Genomic DNA, 11,098 nt, shown 5'->3' with positions numbered 1-11,098 from the left:
CGTTGGGCGCGGGGAGGCGCATGGGAACGATCGAGAGCCCTGCGCGCCCGGGCACAAGGCAAGCCCACGCCCCCAAAGCAGATGAGGTCACCGCGTGCTTCTACAGGTTGAGCGCGGCCAGAGCATCGACGATCTTGCGCTCCAGCTCCGCGGCTGTTCTGGCGTAGACCACGCCTTCGCCAGGGACCTGGCCCCAGAAGACGCCGCGGCCGTCCTGGGCCAGACCCGAGCGGATGCCCACGCACCACTCCTCGAAGTGGGATTCGATGGCCTCCAAGGCCCGCAGGAGACGGAGACCAGCGTCCACGTCCTCGACATGGGCCGTCTGCTCCTCAGCGTCCCAAGGGCGGCGAAACAGCAGGATCGAGGGATCCTTGCTCCGGCGGATGTTCCAGCTGGTCAACGCGATAGCAGTGCTCACGAGTGCCCTTTCGTAGGAGAGGGGGCCGCCGGTCCCCGTCCGGCGGCCCCGGGGAAGCCACCCCGCTGCGGGGCCGGGGTGGCGGTGGCGTGGGTGTCCGGGCCGTGCGGGAGTGCAACAGAACCCGGGCGGGGTGGGAGAAAGGAGGGGGCTGTCCCTCGTGCCCCCGAGGGACAGCCCCGGAGCCAGCTCCCCCCACGGGACTGGCCCCCCGCCGCGCCGTATGAGCCACACAGCGCGGGTCGGTGACCGCCGGGTGCCCACGAAGGACACCCGGCGGCAGATCAGAGGATGGGAACCGGGCGTACCCGGTCGGCGTTGCGGTCGGCCGCTACCTGACCCAGCAGCCTCCCCCGCAGCTCACCCACCGTGGAGGCCGTGAACTCCTCCACCTGCCCGCGTCCGGGCGCGCAGAGCCGTTCGCGCCGCTGGGCCCTAAACCAGCTCGGACCCTCGTGGCTGGTGTCGAAGGTTAGGGACCAGCCGTGGCGGTAGTACTCGCGCAGACGCCGCACATCGGTGACGGCGCGCACCCGCTCGCGCAGCGAGGACAGATCCGGACCAACCAGCGTGAGATCCTCGCCAGGGTGGTGGGCGACTACGGCGCTGCCGTCGTCGGACACATCCAGGTGCCATCCGAGCGCCCAGGTGGGGCGCGCGGCCAGGGTGGGCCAGGACCAGCGCGCCCACACCCCGCAGCGCCCGTCGCTCAGGTCCCCCCAGGCCTGGGCGAGGGCCTGGACCAGGAACAGACCGCGGCCGTGCTCGGCGTCCGGGGAAACCTCTCGGGGCCGCGGCACGGTGGTAGCGCCGCCATCGACCACCCGCACGGTCAGCTCGGTACGCGCACCCTGGTGATGCACCAGAGCCTCCACCATCACCTCACCGCCCTGCTGACCGCTGCGGGTGTGCGTGATGGCGTTGGTGACCAGCTCCGAGAGCACCAGCGTGGCACTGTCGATCATCGCAGGGGGGACCCTCAGCGCCCGCAAGGTCGTGTCCAGCCAGGCGCGCGCCTCACCCACGGAAGCACACTCTCCGGGCAAGCTCTGCTTGCACGATGCCGCTGACGCCTTCTGCGGCATGGAGAGCTCCTGCGGGAACTCGGTTGTGGGCGTGGTGGGGGGATTGGTCGGTTCGATACACTTCACGTCGTCTCACCTCGGATGCGTCGTGGTGGGGCCTACGCCTCGGAGCCGCCTCTACTCGGCACCGGGGCGTTTTTCTTGTTGCGACACCTGTTGATGGATGGCAGGTTCTTTGGCCTGTTCAGTGAGGGTCGCCTGGGTGTTGCTTCTGACTTCCCTTGAACAGAGGCGTTGAGGAACCTGCACGTCCGGAGTCACATCTCCGGCTAGGATCCCGTCCCGGTGCTCATAAGATTCCACTGAGGGCGCAGCCTTTAAAGAGCATCGAGCCACATGACCACTACTGAATACTCGGGCGCAACTTATGACAACTTTCTGTAGACATGACGCAACCCGCCTGGTTGAATAAGCGCCATGGAAGAGATCGATGACCGAAATGTCTCAGATGTTCGATTTGGCCAGGCCCTGACCAGGGCGCGCAAGAGATCGGGGAAGACGCAAACGGCCCTAGCGGGTCATCTGACGTGCAGCAAGGGGCATGTGTCCCACATCGAAAACGGGCGCAGACAGCTCAACGAGGCGGAAGTAGAAGGTGTTGATAACTTCCTCAAAGCGGGCGGACGTCTGGTGCGTCTTTACAGTGAGCTGTATGAGCCTGAGCACGTCGACTGGCTGGGGCAACTCCACGAGTTGCAGGCAGAAGCGGCAGTGATTCGCGAATACCACAACAGCCTGTTCCCAGGGGTGCTTCAGGCCGAGCCCTACTCAGAAGCCGTCTTTCACGCGGGTGCTCCTTGGATGAGTGAAGCCGAAGTCCGTGAGCGAATCCGCACGCGGATCGAACGATCCAAGGATGTGCTACGCGTAGATGGCCCGCAGTACCACGTCGTGCTGGATGACGTTGTGGTACGACGCCCCATCGGGCCGAACGCCGTCATGAGAGCTCAGATCGATGCCGTGGTGAAGTTGGCGGAGTCAGGGCGCATCATGCTGCAGATGCACGAGTGGGGTCAGTTCCCGCATGCGGGGCTCGATGGCCCCTTCTCGCTGCTGGCCTCACCCTCAGCGCCCGAGTTAGTGCACGTAGAGTCCATCTACCGCGGGCAGACCACGGACGTGCCAACTGAGGTTCGGCAGTTCGGAGTCCTGTTCAGTACATTGCAGGCGAACGCCCGGACACCGAACGCGTCCGTGGCCTTCCTCAAGGAGATGAGCAAGGAATATGCAGGTTGAGCAGGGCTGGCACAAGTCCAGCTACAGCGCAGGCGCGCAGAACTGCGTCGAGGTCAAGGCGGGAGGGAAGGGAGAGAAGACCTTCGTTCGCGACACCCAGAACCGGCCGCTGGCCAACCTCGACTTCGAAGCCCATGAGTGGAGCGCTCTGCTCGGCACGCTTGCTGGACGGTAGCGGCGACAAGTGAACCGGCCCCCGCCAGAGCAGTTGGCGGGGGCCGGTTCCATGTCGCCACACGAGGCTACCCGGCATGTGCTTTTGGTCCAAGGCTGCATGGCGGGCGGTGCATCCCATCCCATGGAACCTCTGCGAGTTCTACCTGTCCTACACAGCTAAAGGCCTGTCGCGTTCATCGACCCACAGGTGGGCGTGTCCCGTGGGGTCTACGTCCACGCCGAGCCGGTCCCGGCCGGGAGATCCGGTCGCCTGCCAGGCGGCGCGGGCGGCGGCGATCTCCGCCCACAGGTCCCGGGGCCCGTACCGTTTCGCCTCGAAGGGGGACCCGGCAGGGGTGTACTCGGCCAGCGACCACGAGGCGCCGTCGCGGTCGAACACGTAGATGGTGGCTTCCCCGGCCGCCGCCGGGTTGGCGTCGATGTCGGCTTCGTAGACGGCGTAGCCCAGGCCGGGGACCAGGTGGCCCAGGGCCAGCGTCCATCCCGGGTGGCGGTCGGTCACGACCCGGGGGTTGACCTGGATCAGGCCCTGGCGCACACCGGGGGCGTCCTCGTCCACGAACGCGTCCCGGCCCAATGGCTCAGGCCGATGGGCGGGGCTGCGCATGAGCATGAAGGCGGCGTCGGCGAGCGGGCGCCCGCGGGCGCCCCCGTCCGTGCAGGTCTCCAGGCGCAGCAGGCAGGCGGAGGCGAACCCCGCACCGGGCGACCACGGGGTGACGATGACCCCGCCGGGGCGCAGTGCCGCCGACCAGGCCGCGGGCAGGTGGCGCACGGCCACCGTGGACAGCAGCAGGTCGTACTCGCCCGGGGTCGGGGCGGCGCCGTCGCCGATGAGCAGGGTGGGTTTGTAGCCGAGCCGGTCCAGCACGTCGCGGGCCTGCTCGGCGACGCTGGGGTCGATCTCGATCGAGGTGACCGCGTCGGCCCCGAACCGCTCGCACAGCAGGGAGGTGTTGTAGCCCGTTCCGGTGCCGATCTCCAGGATGCGCATCCCGTCGCGGGCGTTCAGGGCTTGGAGCATGGCCACCACGAGGGAGGGCTGGGACAGCGAGCTGCTGGGGGTGCGTCCGCGCCCGTCGGCGCCGGTGGGGTGGCCGTCGTCGATCTGGGTGATGAGGGAGACGTCCTCGCCCATCCACCGCTGCACGGTGGCGTGCGCGCGAGGCAGGGGCGTGAACCAGCCGTCGCCGTCGGCGGCCCACACGGTGTCGGGCACGAACGCGGTGCGGTCCACGGCCAGGACCGCGCGCTGCCAGGCCGGGTCGGTGAGCGCGCCCTTGGCACTCAAGACGCGGGCCAGGGCTGCGCCGGGGCTCACGTGCCGGCGTGTCCGTCCTGGGACGGGCTGGGCAGGCCTTCGGAGCCGTGTTTGGTTCCCTGCTGGCCGTCGGAGTCGCTGCCGCGCCCGGTGTCGGTGGGTTTGTCCTGGTTACCGTGGGTGCCCATAAGGTGTTCCTCGCTGCTCGGGGGACGGGGTCTCTCCTGGACGGTAGCCCGGGGCGGACGGGCTGTCACGGGTATGTCTGAACCTGGCCAGCCAGGTCAGCGCCGAAGGGGGCGCGGACACGGCGAGCCCCCGGCGGGCAGGCACGCCGGGGGCCGGGCGCCCCGGAGACTAGGGCGCCTGGGAAGGGCCCGCTCCAGGAGGAGAGCGGGTCGGCGGTTCACCGGGTGCGGCCAGGGCGGGCGGACGCGAGGGCGCGCACGTCCGCGACCACCTCCCGCAGGTCCAGCGCCCGCCCCTCCAGCTCGGCCAAACCGGCGTGGATGTTGACCAAGTGCCGCTCTGGTGCGACCGGCCAGGCGCCCAGGCGCCCGTCGGCCATGGCCTGGCCCACCGCGATCTGCGGCGGGGCGCCGGTGCGGCGGGCCTGGATGCACACGCCCTCTAGCACACGCAGGTAACTCAGGCGGGCGCGCAGGGCGCGTTCGATGTGATCGGTGCTGCGGATGAGGGTGCCGTGGGCGCCCACCACCGTCCGGGGCTGGTGGTCCAGCGCCCATTCCAGCGCGGCTGCGGCCTGGGTGGGGGTCAGCGCGCTCAGCTCCGGCGCCAGCGGCGCGAGCAGGTCCCCGGCGATCAGGATGCGGTCGGCGGCGTCCCACACGATGCCCTGCTCGGGGGCGATGGCGTGCAGGGTCACGTCGGGCAGCCCGATCAGCGGCGTGTGGTGGGTGCGGGCCCGGCACTGCCGGTCCTGCGGGCGCGCGGGCGCGGGCGGCGGCGCGTCCGAGGCCTGCATCTGGCGGGGGTAGAGGAGCTCCACGCGCTGGGGCACGCGCTCGGAGAGGCCGTGGTCCCAGCGCAGCCAGACCACCCGGGCCACGCGCAGCCCCGGCGCGCTCGTGTACAGCTCGCTGAGTAGCTCTTCGGCGGCTTCCTGGGTCAGCCCGTGGTCGACCAGGGTCAGCTTCGCGTGACGGTCCACCAGCAGGCTGGCGCCGGGGCTCGCGGTCCACCGGGTGGTCCACACCCGCGGGCTGAGTCGAGACAGGGTCGGAGCGCCTGGGCTGTGGGTGTGGTGGGTGCGGGTGAGCGTGGCGTCGGCGAGCATCCTGTTCCTACCTCCGGTCTGTGACGGCCTGGGTGGCCGCCCGGACGGTGGAGGAGAGTGGGCCGGGCGGCCATCTCCAGGTCACCACGGCTCGTGGCCGCCCGGTAGCTGTCAGCGGCGCACAGTGTGCGCCGCTGACCTCTTGACAGAATCCGGAGCAGCCTCTACGCGTCCAGGTCGTCGAGATTGGCGGCGCCGTGGCACATGCCCGCCAGGTCGAAGGCGGAGCGCACCACGGCCCGCGTGTCTCCGGCACGGATACCGACGCCGATCTTGACTCCGCGCCCCTGCCCCTGGAGAGGCACCCACGCGGTGCCGGGGGTGCGCATGTAGGGGGCGGCCATCATGGTGTGCAGACCTGGGCGGCCGGAGATCTCCACCGCGCCGGCCACCCGCCAGGGGGTGTCCACGACGATGTCGCGGGGCGCCTCGGCCACCGGGGTGTCGTCCATCCATTTCGCGTGGCGGCGGTCCCCGGCGGGCGAGTACAGCCAAGGCCCGTCCACTTCGGTGGGCGCGAGCCGGTCGGCGTCGGCGTAGTCGCTCCAGGCCGGAACGACCACGGCCCGGTCCCATTCACCGGTCACCCGCGTCTCCCAGCCCAGTTCGCGTTCCTCGTCCCCGAGCAGCTGGCCGAAGACGATATCGGCTCCTCCGGCGATGGGGTCGCCGATGGTACGGGCGGTCACCGGCATTTCCACCAGGCGCACTGACGGGTAGCGGTGGCGAACCTCTTCGAGGATGGCTCCGCCGTTCGGGCCCAGGGCGGCGCCCAGGACCGCGACGTAGACGGTGTCGGTGCCGGGGTCGTCAGGGTGGTCGGGCAGGGAGTCCCACAGGGCGCGGACCTCGGCGCCCCAGCGGGCGTACCGCTTTCCCAGCGGAGTGAGTGTGGTGGTGCGCGATCCTCTGTTCACGAGGGGGCCTCCAATGTGGTTTTCCAGTCTGGTGAGGCGTCTGGCGGCTGCCGCGGGACTCAGGGGCATGCTGCGTGCGGCGGCTGCGATGCTGCCGCGGTCCCGGATGCCCTGGATGAGGGCGATGTCGGTGGGGTCGGCGTACAAAGGCATGGACACAGGCGCTTCCCTTCGGTGGGTGAAGCGGCACCGTACGATCCCCTCCGCCCATAACAGGGGAAAGCGCTGGTAAAGGGTGTACCCAGACCATGCGGACCCGTCCCGGGTCGTTTCGGGCCCGGGCACGCGAAAGACCCTGCACCAGCCAGTGGCAGGCCCGCACGATGGCTTCAGCGGCGGCCGACGTGGTGGTGTTCTTCGTGGCCGTGGCGTTCTCGTCTCAGCCGGAGGGTGGCCACCCTCCGGCGACATCAGCGAGGGTCCAGGCGAACTCGGCCCCCATGAAGTTCCCGGGATACCCCGGCACGGAAGGGGCACCCGGGCTACGGTCGTTCCATGCGCTTCCATGCCACCGTGGCTTTCACCCCCACCAAGGATGCCGACGAAGCGGCCCACGCCGCCGCGTTCGAGGCGTGCACGCACCGTTTGGTCGCCGTGCTCGGCCAGCTCCCGGACGCGGTGAACCCGACCGTGACGGGCGGTCTGTCCGGCTACCAGCTGGTGGTGTCGGCGACAGTGACGTCCGCAGATCAGGCGGAGGACGCCGCGCTGTTCAGCGCCCTCCTGCGCACGGCCCTGCACGCGGCCGGAGTCGGAACCCCGCACTGGCCCGGGTTGGCGGCCTGACCTCACGGCCGCCCCTGGACGCAGAAAAGGCAGGGCGCGCTGCTGGGCTCGGCACAGGGCCTCTTCGGATCCGACGGTGTACCGGGTCAGCAGCAGGGCCAAGCCCTCGTCGGTGCAGTCCAGCCGTGTGTCCACCTCCTCGCGAGTCAGGGTCTGGGGGTTCACCAACCTGCTCAGCCAACCCGTGACCGTTTGAGCAGTTCACCGGAGCAGATGCTCAACCGAGATGGTCACGAGCAACGATCAGCCCATCAACTCCAGGACGAACCGGCGCGCGTACGGGGCCAGTCTCCGGTGGATCGGGTCCCGCTCGGCCGCTTGGGCGATCTCGGCGCAGATGATCAGGTGTGCCAGCCGTCCCTCTTCTGTGTCCAGCACGTCGGCGAAGACCTCACGGACCACGGCAGCTGTACCGGGTTCGGGTAGGGCATAGGCGTGCAGGACCGCAGCGTCGTACCCCAGCGGTGCCGCAGCCCACCCTTCCCAGTCCATGAGCACCAGCGGGTGGTGGGTGAGGTTGGCCCAGTGCAGGTCCGCGTGCGAGGTCACCCACGTCCCCACCTTCAGGTCCACCCCGGCCTCTCCCGCCTCGGGCAGGTAGGTGGGGATGCGGTCGAGGAAGCCCGGCGTGTGGCTCCGACGCCCTTCGGGGACGGGCACCTGGCCGAGCCGGTGAAGAACGGTGCGCAACTCTGCCCACCAGGCGGAGCCGAGCCCGCGGGGCAGTGGCGCGCGCAGGTCGGGCGTCGCAGACACCGGGGTCGCTTCGACAAAGGAGAACAGTAAGGCCTGGAACACGTCGGGAGGCTCGCCCCAGGTGTGTTCGGCCAGCAGTCGAGGCCGGGGGATGGACGGGGGAAGAAGCCTTTCGGCTAACGGGTTGCCCTCCCACAACCGGCCCCCCGATGCCGGCGCGGGCATCAGACGCAGCCACGCCCGACCCTCAACGGGATGGATGACGGGACCGCTCACCGTACGGTCACCCACACCATGACGGAGATCGAGATCGCTCTGAGTGTTCAGGCTCATGGCGGTGGCTGCGTCATGCCATGCCCCGATCATGTCCGATCGGGCAACGGCAGGCGATAACGTCACGGCTTCTTCCTTCCCCTCAGCTCCTGGAGGCCGTAACAACCAACCGAGTCACTGGCCGATCAGGCAGAAGCAGCGAGCTCCCAGTGGCACACGAGGTCGCGTTCAGGCTCTCCTGGTCCCCGCTTCTGGGCCGCGTAAGTCGGAGCCACCCCGCTCGAACACCGGGAACAGCCAATGAGACGCGGTGAGCGAAGCGTGTCGGACTACCCCCCACCTCATTTTCACGCCACGGCAGGCGTGGTTGACCTCCGCGCACCCCCACGTCCGACTGCGTCGTTACGTCGGTTTCGACTTCGATTTCGGGGCGGGTCGACGCAGATGGGCCTTGAGCCGCGAGATGAGTTTGCTCGCGGTCGCCCCGGTCAGCCGATCGATCACCCGCACACACAGCTCCCTGCGCGCCCGCGGTGCGATATCCGTGCCCCGAATCGCGACCGCCAGGTGGGCATCAAAGACCTCAGGGCCCACCCGGTGGGCGAGCCTGACCAGGTAATCGTGCTGAGCTTGGCTGAGAGGGCTGGTCTTGGCCGCTTTGGAACGTTCCCGCAGCTCCTTGTAGTAAGCGTCGGTGCGAGCCTTGCGTCGGGCCATGAGGTGTTCGATACCAGGCTCTGCGGAGTCGGTCTCGTCGTGGGCGAAGTTCAGACCCGCTACGAGGTCAGCGATGCTGGCGTCGGGGCGGCTGCGTACTCCCATGGCGTGGTTGATGTCGCTGTTGAAGAAGGCACAGGCCTTCTCGAAGTCCGGCGTTCCTGGGGGGCCAGCCTGGGCAGTGACGTAGGCGTTGAGCGCCCTGCGCGCACCGAATTCACTCAGCAGGGGGCGCGGCGCGCACACCTGGCAGTGTCCGCCGATTTCATCGGTCGGCCGCTGTGCGCACTCCCCGCACACGAGTTCCGGGCACAGGCCACACAGGGCTTCAGCGCCTTCCAGGGCGCTGGGGTTGCCGGGGGAGTCGGCGCCGGTCAGTTCCGCGACCGTTTGGCAGGCGCCTGCGCAGCGTCGGCTCTGAAACGGCGGCGGATCGTCGGGGTTAAGGATCGCCGAGCGGATGACCCGGCCTCCCGCGGCGGTCGGCCTGATGGTGTTCTCCTCATAGGCTGACCGGTAGGCCCGGAGGAGCCGGGAGTCGTCACCATTGCGCACCTTTCTGTGACCCTCGTATTCCAGGCACCGGCACGGTAGCTGTTCGGCGTACCCAAAGTAGGTAGCGCCGAAGCTTCCGCACATCGGGCAGAGCGTCCACTCGTAGTGGGCCTTTCCACCCATCTGCACATCGGGGTCCTCGTGGGGGTGCCAAGGCCCTGCGGGCGTGTTGTACAGGTACGGGAAGGGGAACGGGCCAACCGTCAGGAGGGCGTCACCGCGCCACTGAGGGGCGAACTGGGATCTGTTCGTTCGCAGCAACTTGCTGGCGTTCAGGCGGAACTCATTCCACCACTGTGGTGCGCGTTCTACCTCGGCGTGGACCCACACCTTCTGCTCGGGAAGGTAGAACGCGGGCGAGTAATCTTGGCCCGTTCTGTCCTTGAATGTGCAGGGCGTGTACAGGTAGTTGATGTGGAGGTCGTCGAAGAAGACTGACCAGCGCGCGTGGAGGTCTGAGTCGAACCGTGCTTCGACCAACGTGTAGCTCACGACCAGCAGTATGACCGGGTCGCCTCTAACCTGGGGGCGAAATCGAGGAACACGACTGCAGTGCGACGGCGCCGCCCCGCCGCCGGACCCCGGACTCTGTGTGCAGGATTGTGTTCACCAACTCTGGCGGATCAGTGCGAGCTCTTGGCACAGGTCCGCCACCGGCATCCCCGTGGGCCCCTCCGCTGGACCCTGACCGAAGCTCACCCACAGGGGCAGGACGTCGACGTCGCTGGCGAAGGCCAGATTGGCGGACGAGGAGCGGTCGGGACGGAGCCGACCTCGACCACGACGGTGACGAAGACTGGGTACCACAGCACTACGTCCAGGCGTCCGTAGCGCTGGATGCCCGACGGCAGGAGGCCAGAGCGCCCTGGAGGTGCTTGGTCGCCCACCACCGCCACTCGGCCACCAGCAGGGCCGACGTGGCGGGTTCGACGTCGACAGCGGCGATCATCCCCTGGGCCTTATCGGCGAAGCCGCGCGCCGCAGCGGCCAGCTCCGCTGTCGGCGTTGCGCTCGAAATGCCAGGCCGCGGTGACCTCGGGCAGTAGCGTGCCCCCGGACGCGCACCCTCGTCGAAGGTTGACATGGGGGGCACCCTTTCAGCTCGGGAACGGACCGTAGGGCTCGGCGCGCGCGAAGATCTCTTCCGGGGTGCGCTCGAGTTCCTCTCCAGGGGCACCGAAGATCGGATGCTGGTCTTCTGTAGTGCAGGCGTCACGGCGCTGGGTGAAGCCCTCCGACCCGGGTCCGGCCACGTACAGGGAGGCGCCCTGACCGTAAAGCAGGGCGTGGGTGGCCGCGTCCTCCTTGTAGGACAGGCGCTGGTCGATCCCCATCGCCCGCAGCTCGCCCAGCACGCGGGCCACGTCGCGCCGGTCGCGCCAGTCCCTGGTGTAGACGCAGATCAGCCGGTCCTTACCGGGCTTGTTCTCGGTGGCGACCTTGGCCTTCCAGCCCAGGCGCCCGGCCTCGGTGGCCTCCACGATGGCCGCCCACACCCCGTTTACCCGCTCGGGAGCAGTGAAGGGCATCCACTTGCCGGTGAACCCGGCGTTGACCAGCTCAGCCACCTCCTTACGTTCGGTCTCGGTCGCGGCCAGGTTCACGGCGTAGCGCCAGGGGGACATCGACGGAGCTCCTTTTCGCATGCCACCAGAGTGTGTTCTCAGCATCGCGGTT

13 protein-coding genes are annotated in these 11,098 nt (G+C 68.9%); 3 read left to right on the top strand and 10 right to left on the bottom strand.

The features are described 5' to 3' along the window. Nucleotides 1–100: 100 nt before the first annotated feature. Together HGB44_RS03305 and HGB44_RS03300 are read right to left on the bottom strand one after the other, a co-directional pair. Nucleotides 101–421: a hypothetical protein gene (locus tag HGB44_RS03305; protein WP_061080268.1), complete on the bottom strand. Its 321-nt coding sequence runs from the start codon at nt 419–421 to the stop codon at nt 101–103. Between the two features lie 284 nt (nt 422–705). Next, a complete protein-coding gene (locus HGB44_RS03300) occupies nt 706–1,506 on the bottom strand; it encodes an ATP-binding protein (RefSeq protein WP_082768325.1) in 801 nt (266 codons plus the stop codon). 417 nt (nt 1,507–1,923) lie between these two features. Between HGB44_RS03300 and HGB44_RS03295 the strand changes: the two genes are divergently transcribed. Both HGB44_RS03295 and HGB44_RS03290 read left to right on the top strand, forming a co-directional pair. Then, nucleotides 1,924–2,742: a helix-turn-helix domain-containing protein gene (locus HGB44_RS03295; RefSeq protein WP_061080266.1), complete on the top strand. Its 819-nt coding sequence runs from the start codon at nt 1,924–1,926 to the stop codon at nt 2,740–2,742. Beyond that, nucleotides 2,732–2,917, top strand: coding sequence for a DUF397 domain-containing protein (locus tag HGB44_RS03290; RefSeq protein ID WP_061080265.1), 186 nt, complete (start codon nt 2,732–2,734; stop codon nt 2,915–2,917). Before HGB44_RS03295 ends, HGB44_RS03290 begins: the two co-directional genes overlap by 11 nt. A gap of 150 nt (nt 2,918–3,067) precedes the next feature. On the opposite strand, the gene HGB44_RS03285 is transcribed toward HGB44_RS03290, so the two are convergent. The 4 genes from HGB44_RS03285 to HGB44_RS03275 form a co-directional block, all read right to left on the bottom strand. Continuing rightward, nucleotides 3,068–4,240: a methyltransferase domain-containing protein gene (locus HGB44_RS03285; protein ID WP_168443926.1), complete on the bottom strand. Its 1,173-nt coding sequence runs from the start codon at nt 4,238–4,240 to the stop codon at nt 3,068–3,070. Further along, nucleotides 4,237–4,368 (bottom strand): hypothetical protein, encoded by a 132-nt coding sequence (locus HGB44_RS32365; protein WP_267909041.1) that lies wholly within the window; start codon nt 4,366–4,368, stop codon nt 4,237–4,239. The genes HGB44_RS03285 and HGB44_RS32365 overlap by 4 nt, the downstream gene beginning before the upstream one ends. A 218-nt stretch (nt 4,369–4,586) precedes the next feature. Continuing rightward, nucleotides 4,587–5,477: an MBL fold metallo-hydrolase gene (locus HGB44_RS03280; RefSeq protein ID WP_061080264.1), complete on the bottom strand. Its 891-nt coding sequence runs from the start codon at nt 5,475–5,477 to the stop codon at nt 4,587–4,589. Between the two features lie 164 nt (nt 5,478–5,641). After that, nucleotides 5,642–6,547: a LysR family transcriptional regulator gene (locus tag HGB44_RS03275; RefSeq protein ID WP_231972404.1), complete on the bottom strand. Its 906-nt coding sequence runs from the start codon at nt 6,545–6,547 to the stop codon at nt 5,642–5,644. A gap of 342 nt (nt 6,548–6,889) precedes the next feature. Here HGB44_RS03275 and HGB44_RS03270 point away from each other — a divergent pair, with 342 nt between their 5' ends. After that, nucleotides 6,890–7,180: a hypothetical protein gene (locus HGB44_RS03270; RefSeq protein ID WP_061080262.1), complete on the top strand. Its 291-nt coding sequence runs from the start codon at nt 6,890–6,892 to the stop codon at nt 7,178–7,180. A gap of 243 nt (nt 7,181–7,423) precedes the next feature. Here HGB44_RS03270 and HGB44_RS31555 read toward each other — a convergent pair whose 3' ends face one another. The 4 genes from HGB44_RS31555 to HGB44_RS03250 form a co-directional block, all read right to left on the bottom strand. After that, nucleotides 7,424–7,870: a hypothetical protein gene (locus tag HGB44_RS31555; RefSeq protein ID WP_231972395.1), complete on the bottom strand. Its 447-nt coding sequence runs from the start codon at nt 7,868–7,870 to the stop codon at nt 7,424–7,426. A gap of 681 nt (nt 7,871–8,551) precedes the next feature. After that, nucleotides 8,552–9,913 (bottom strand): hypothetical protein, encoded by a 1,362-nt coding sequence (locus HGB44_RS31550; RefSeq protein WP_210751119.1) that lies wholly within the window; start codon nt 9,911–9,913, stop codon nt 8,552–8,554. 319 nt (nt 9,914–10,232) lie between these two features. Next, nucleotides 10,233–10,370 carry a hypothetical protein gene (locus HGB44_RS03255; protein WP_168443923.1) on the bottom strand — a complete coding sequence of 46 codons (138 nt, stop codon included), beginning with the start codon at nt 10,368–10,370 and terminating at the stop codon, nt 10,233–10,235. Nucleotides 10,371–10,518: 148 nt separating this feature from the next. Next, on the bottom strand, nt 10,519–11,046 hold the full coding sequence (locus tag HGB44_RS03250; RefSeq protein WP_061080260.1) for a putative phosphothreonine lyase domain-containing protein: 528 nt from the start codon (nt 11,044–11,046) through the stop codon (nt 10,519–10,521). Between the last annotated feature and the right edge of the window lie 52 nt (nt 11,047–11,098).

Origin of the sequence: Nocardiopsis alborubida (assembly GCF_012396365.1) — a bacterium.
Lineage (GTDB): Bacteria > Actinomycetota > Actinomycetes > Streptosporangiales > Streptosporangiaceae > Nocardiopsis > Nocardiopsis alborubida.
The sequence above is the reverse complement of the archived record's forward strand: the minus strand, read 5'-3'. Positions and strand labels throughout refer to the sequence as shown.

Excerpts from the sequence above, each read along its gene's own strand:
- HGB44_RS03290 (WP_061080265.1), top strand. The coding sequence starts at position 2,732 with ATGCAGGTTGAGCAGGGCTGGCACAAGTCCAGCTACAGCGCAGGCGCG.
- HGB44_RS03270 (WP_061080262.1), top strand. The coding sequence starts at position 6,890 with ATGCGCTTCCATGCCACCGTGGCTTTCACCCCCACCAAGGATGCCGAC.
- HGB44_RS03255 (WP_168443923.1), bottom strand. The coding sequence starts at position 10,370 with ATGATCGCCGCTGTCGACGTCGAACCCGCCACGTCGGCCCTGCTGGTG.
- HGB44_RS03250 (WP_061080260.1), bottom strand. The coding sequence starts at position 11,046 with ATGTCCCCCTGGCGCTACGCCGTGAACCTGGCCGCGACCGAGACCGAA.
- HGB44_RS32365 (WP_267909041.1), bottom strand. The coding sequence starts at position 4,368 with ATGGGCACCCACGGTAACCAGGACAAACCCACCGACACCGGGCGCGGC.
- HGB44_RS03300 (WP_082768325.1), bottom strand. The coding sequence starts at position 1,506 with ATGCCGCAGAAGGCGTCAGCGGCATCGTGCAAGCAGAGCTTGCCCGGA.
- HGB44_RS03295 (WP_061080266.1), top strand. The coding sequence starts at position 1,924 with ATGGAAGAGATCGATGACCGAAATGTCTCAGATGTTCGATTTGGCCAG.
- HGB44_RS03275 (WP_231972404.1), bottom strand. The coding sequence starts at position 6,547 with ATGCCTTTGTACGCCGACCCCACCGACATCGCCCTCATCCAGGGCATC.
- HGB44_RS03280 (WP_061080264.1), bottom strand. The coding sequence starts at position 5,477 with ATGCTCGCCGACGCCACGCTCACCCGCACCCACCACACCCACAGCCCA.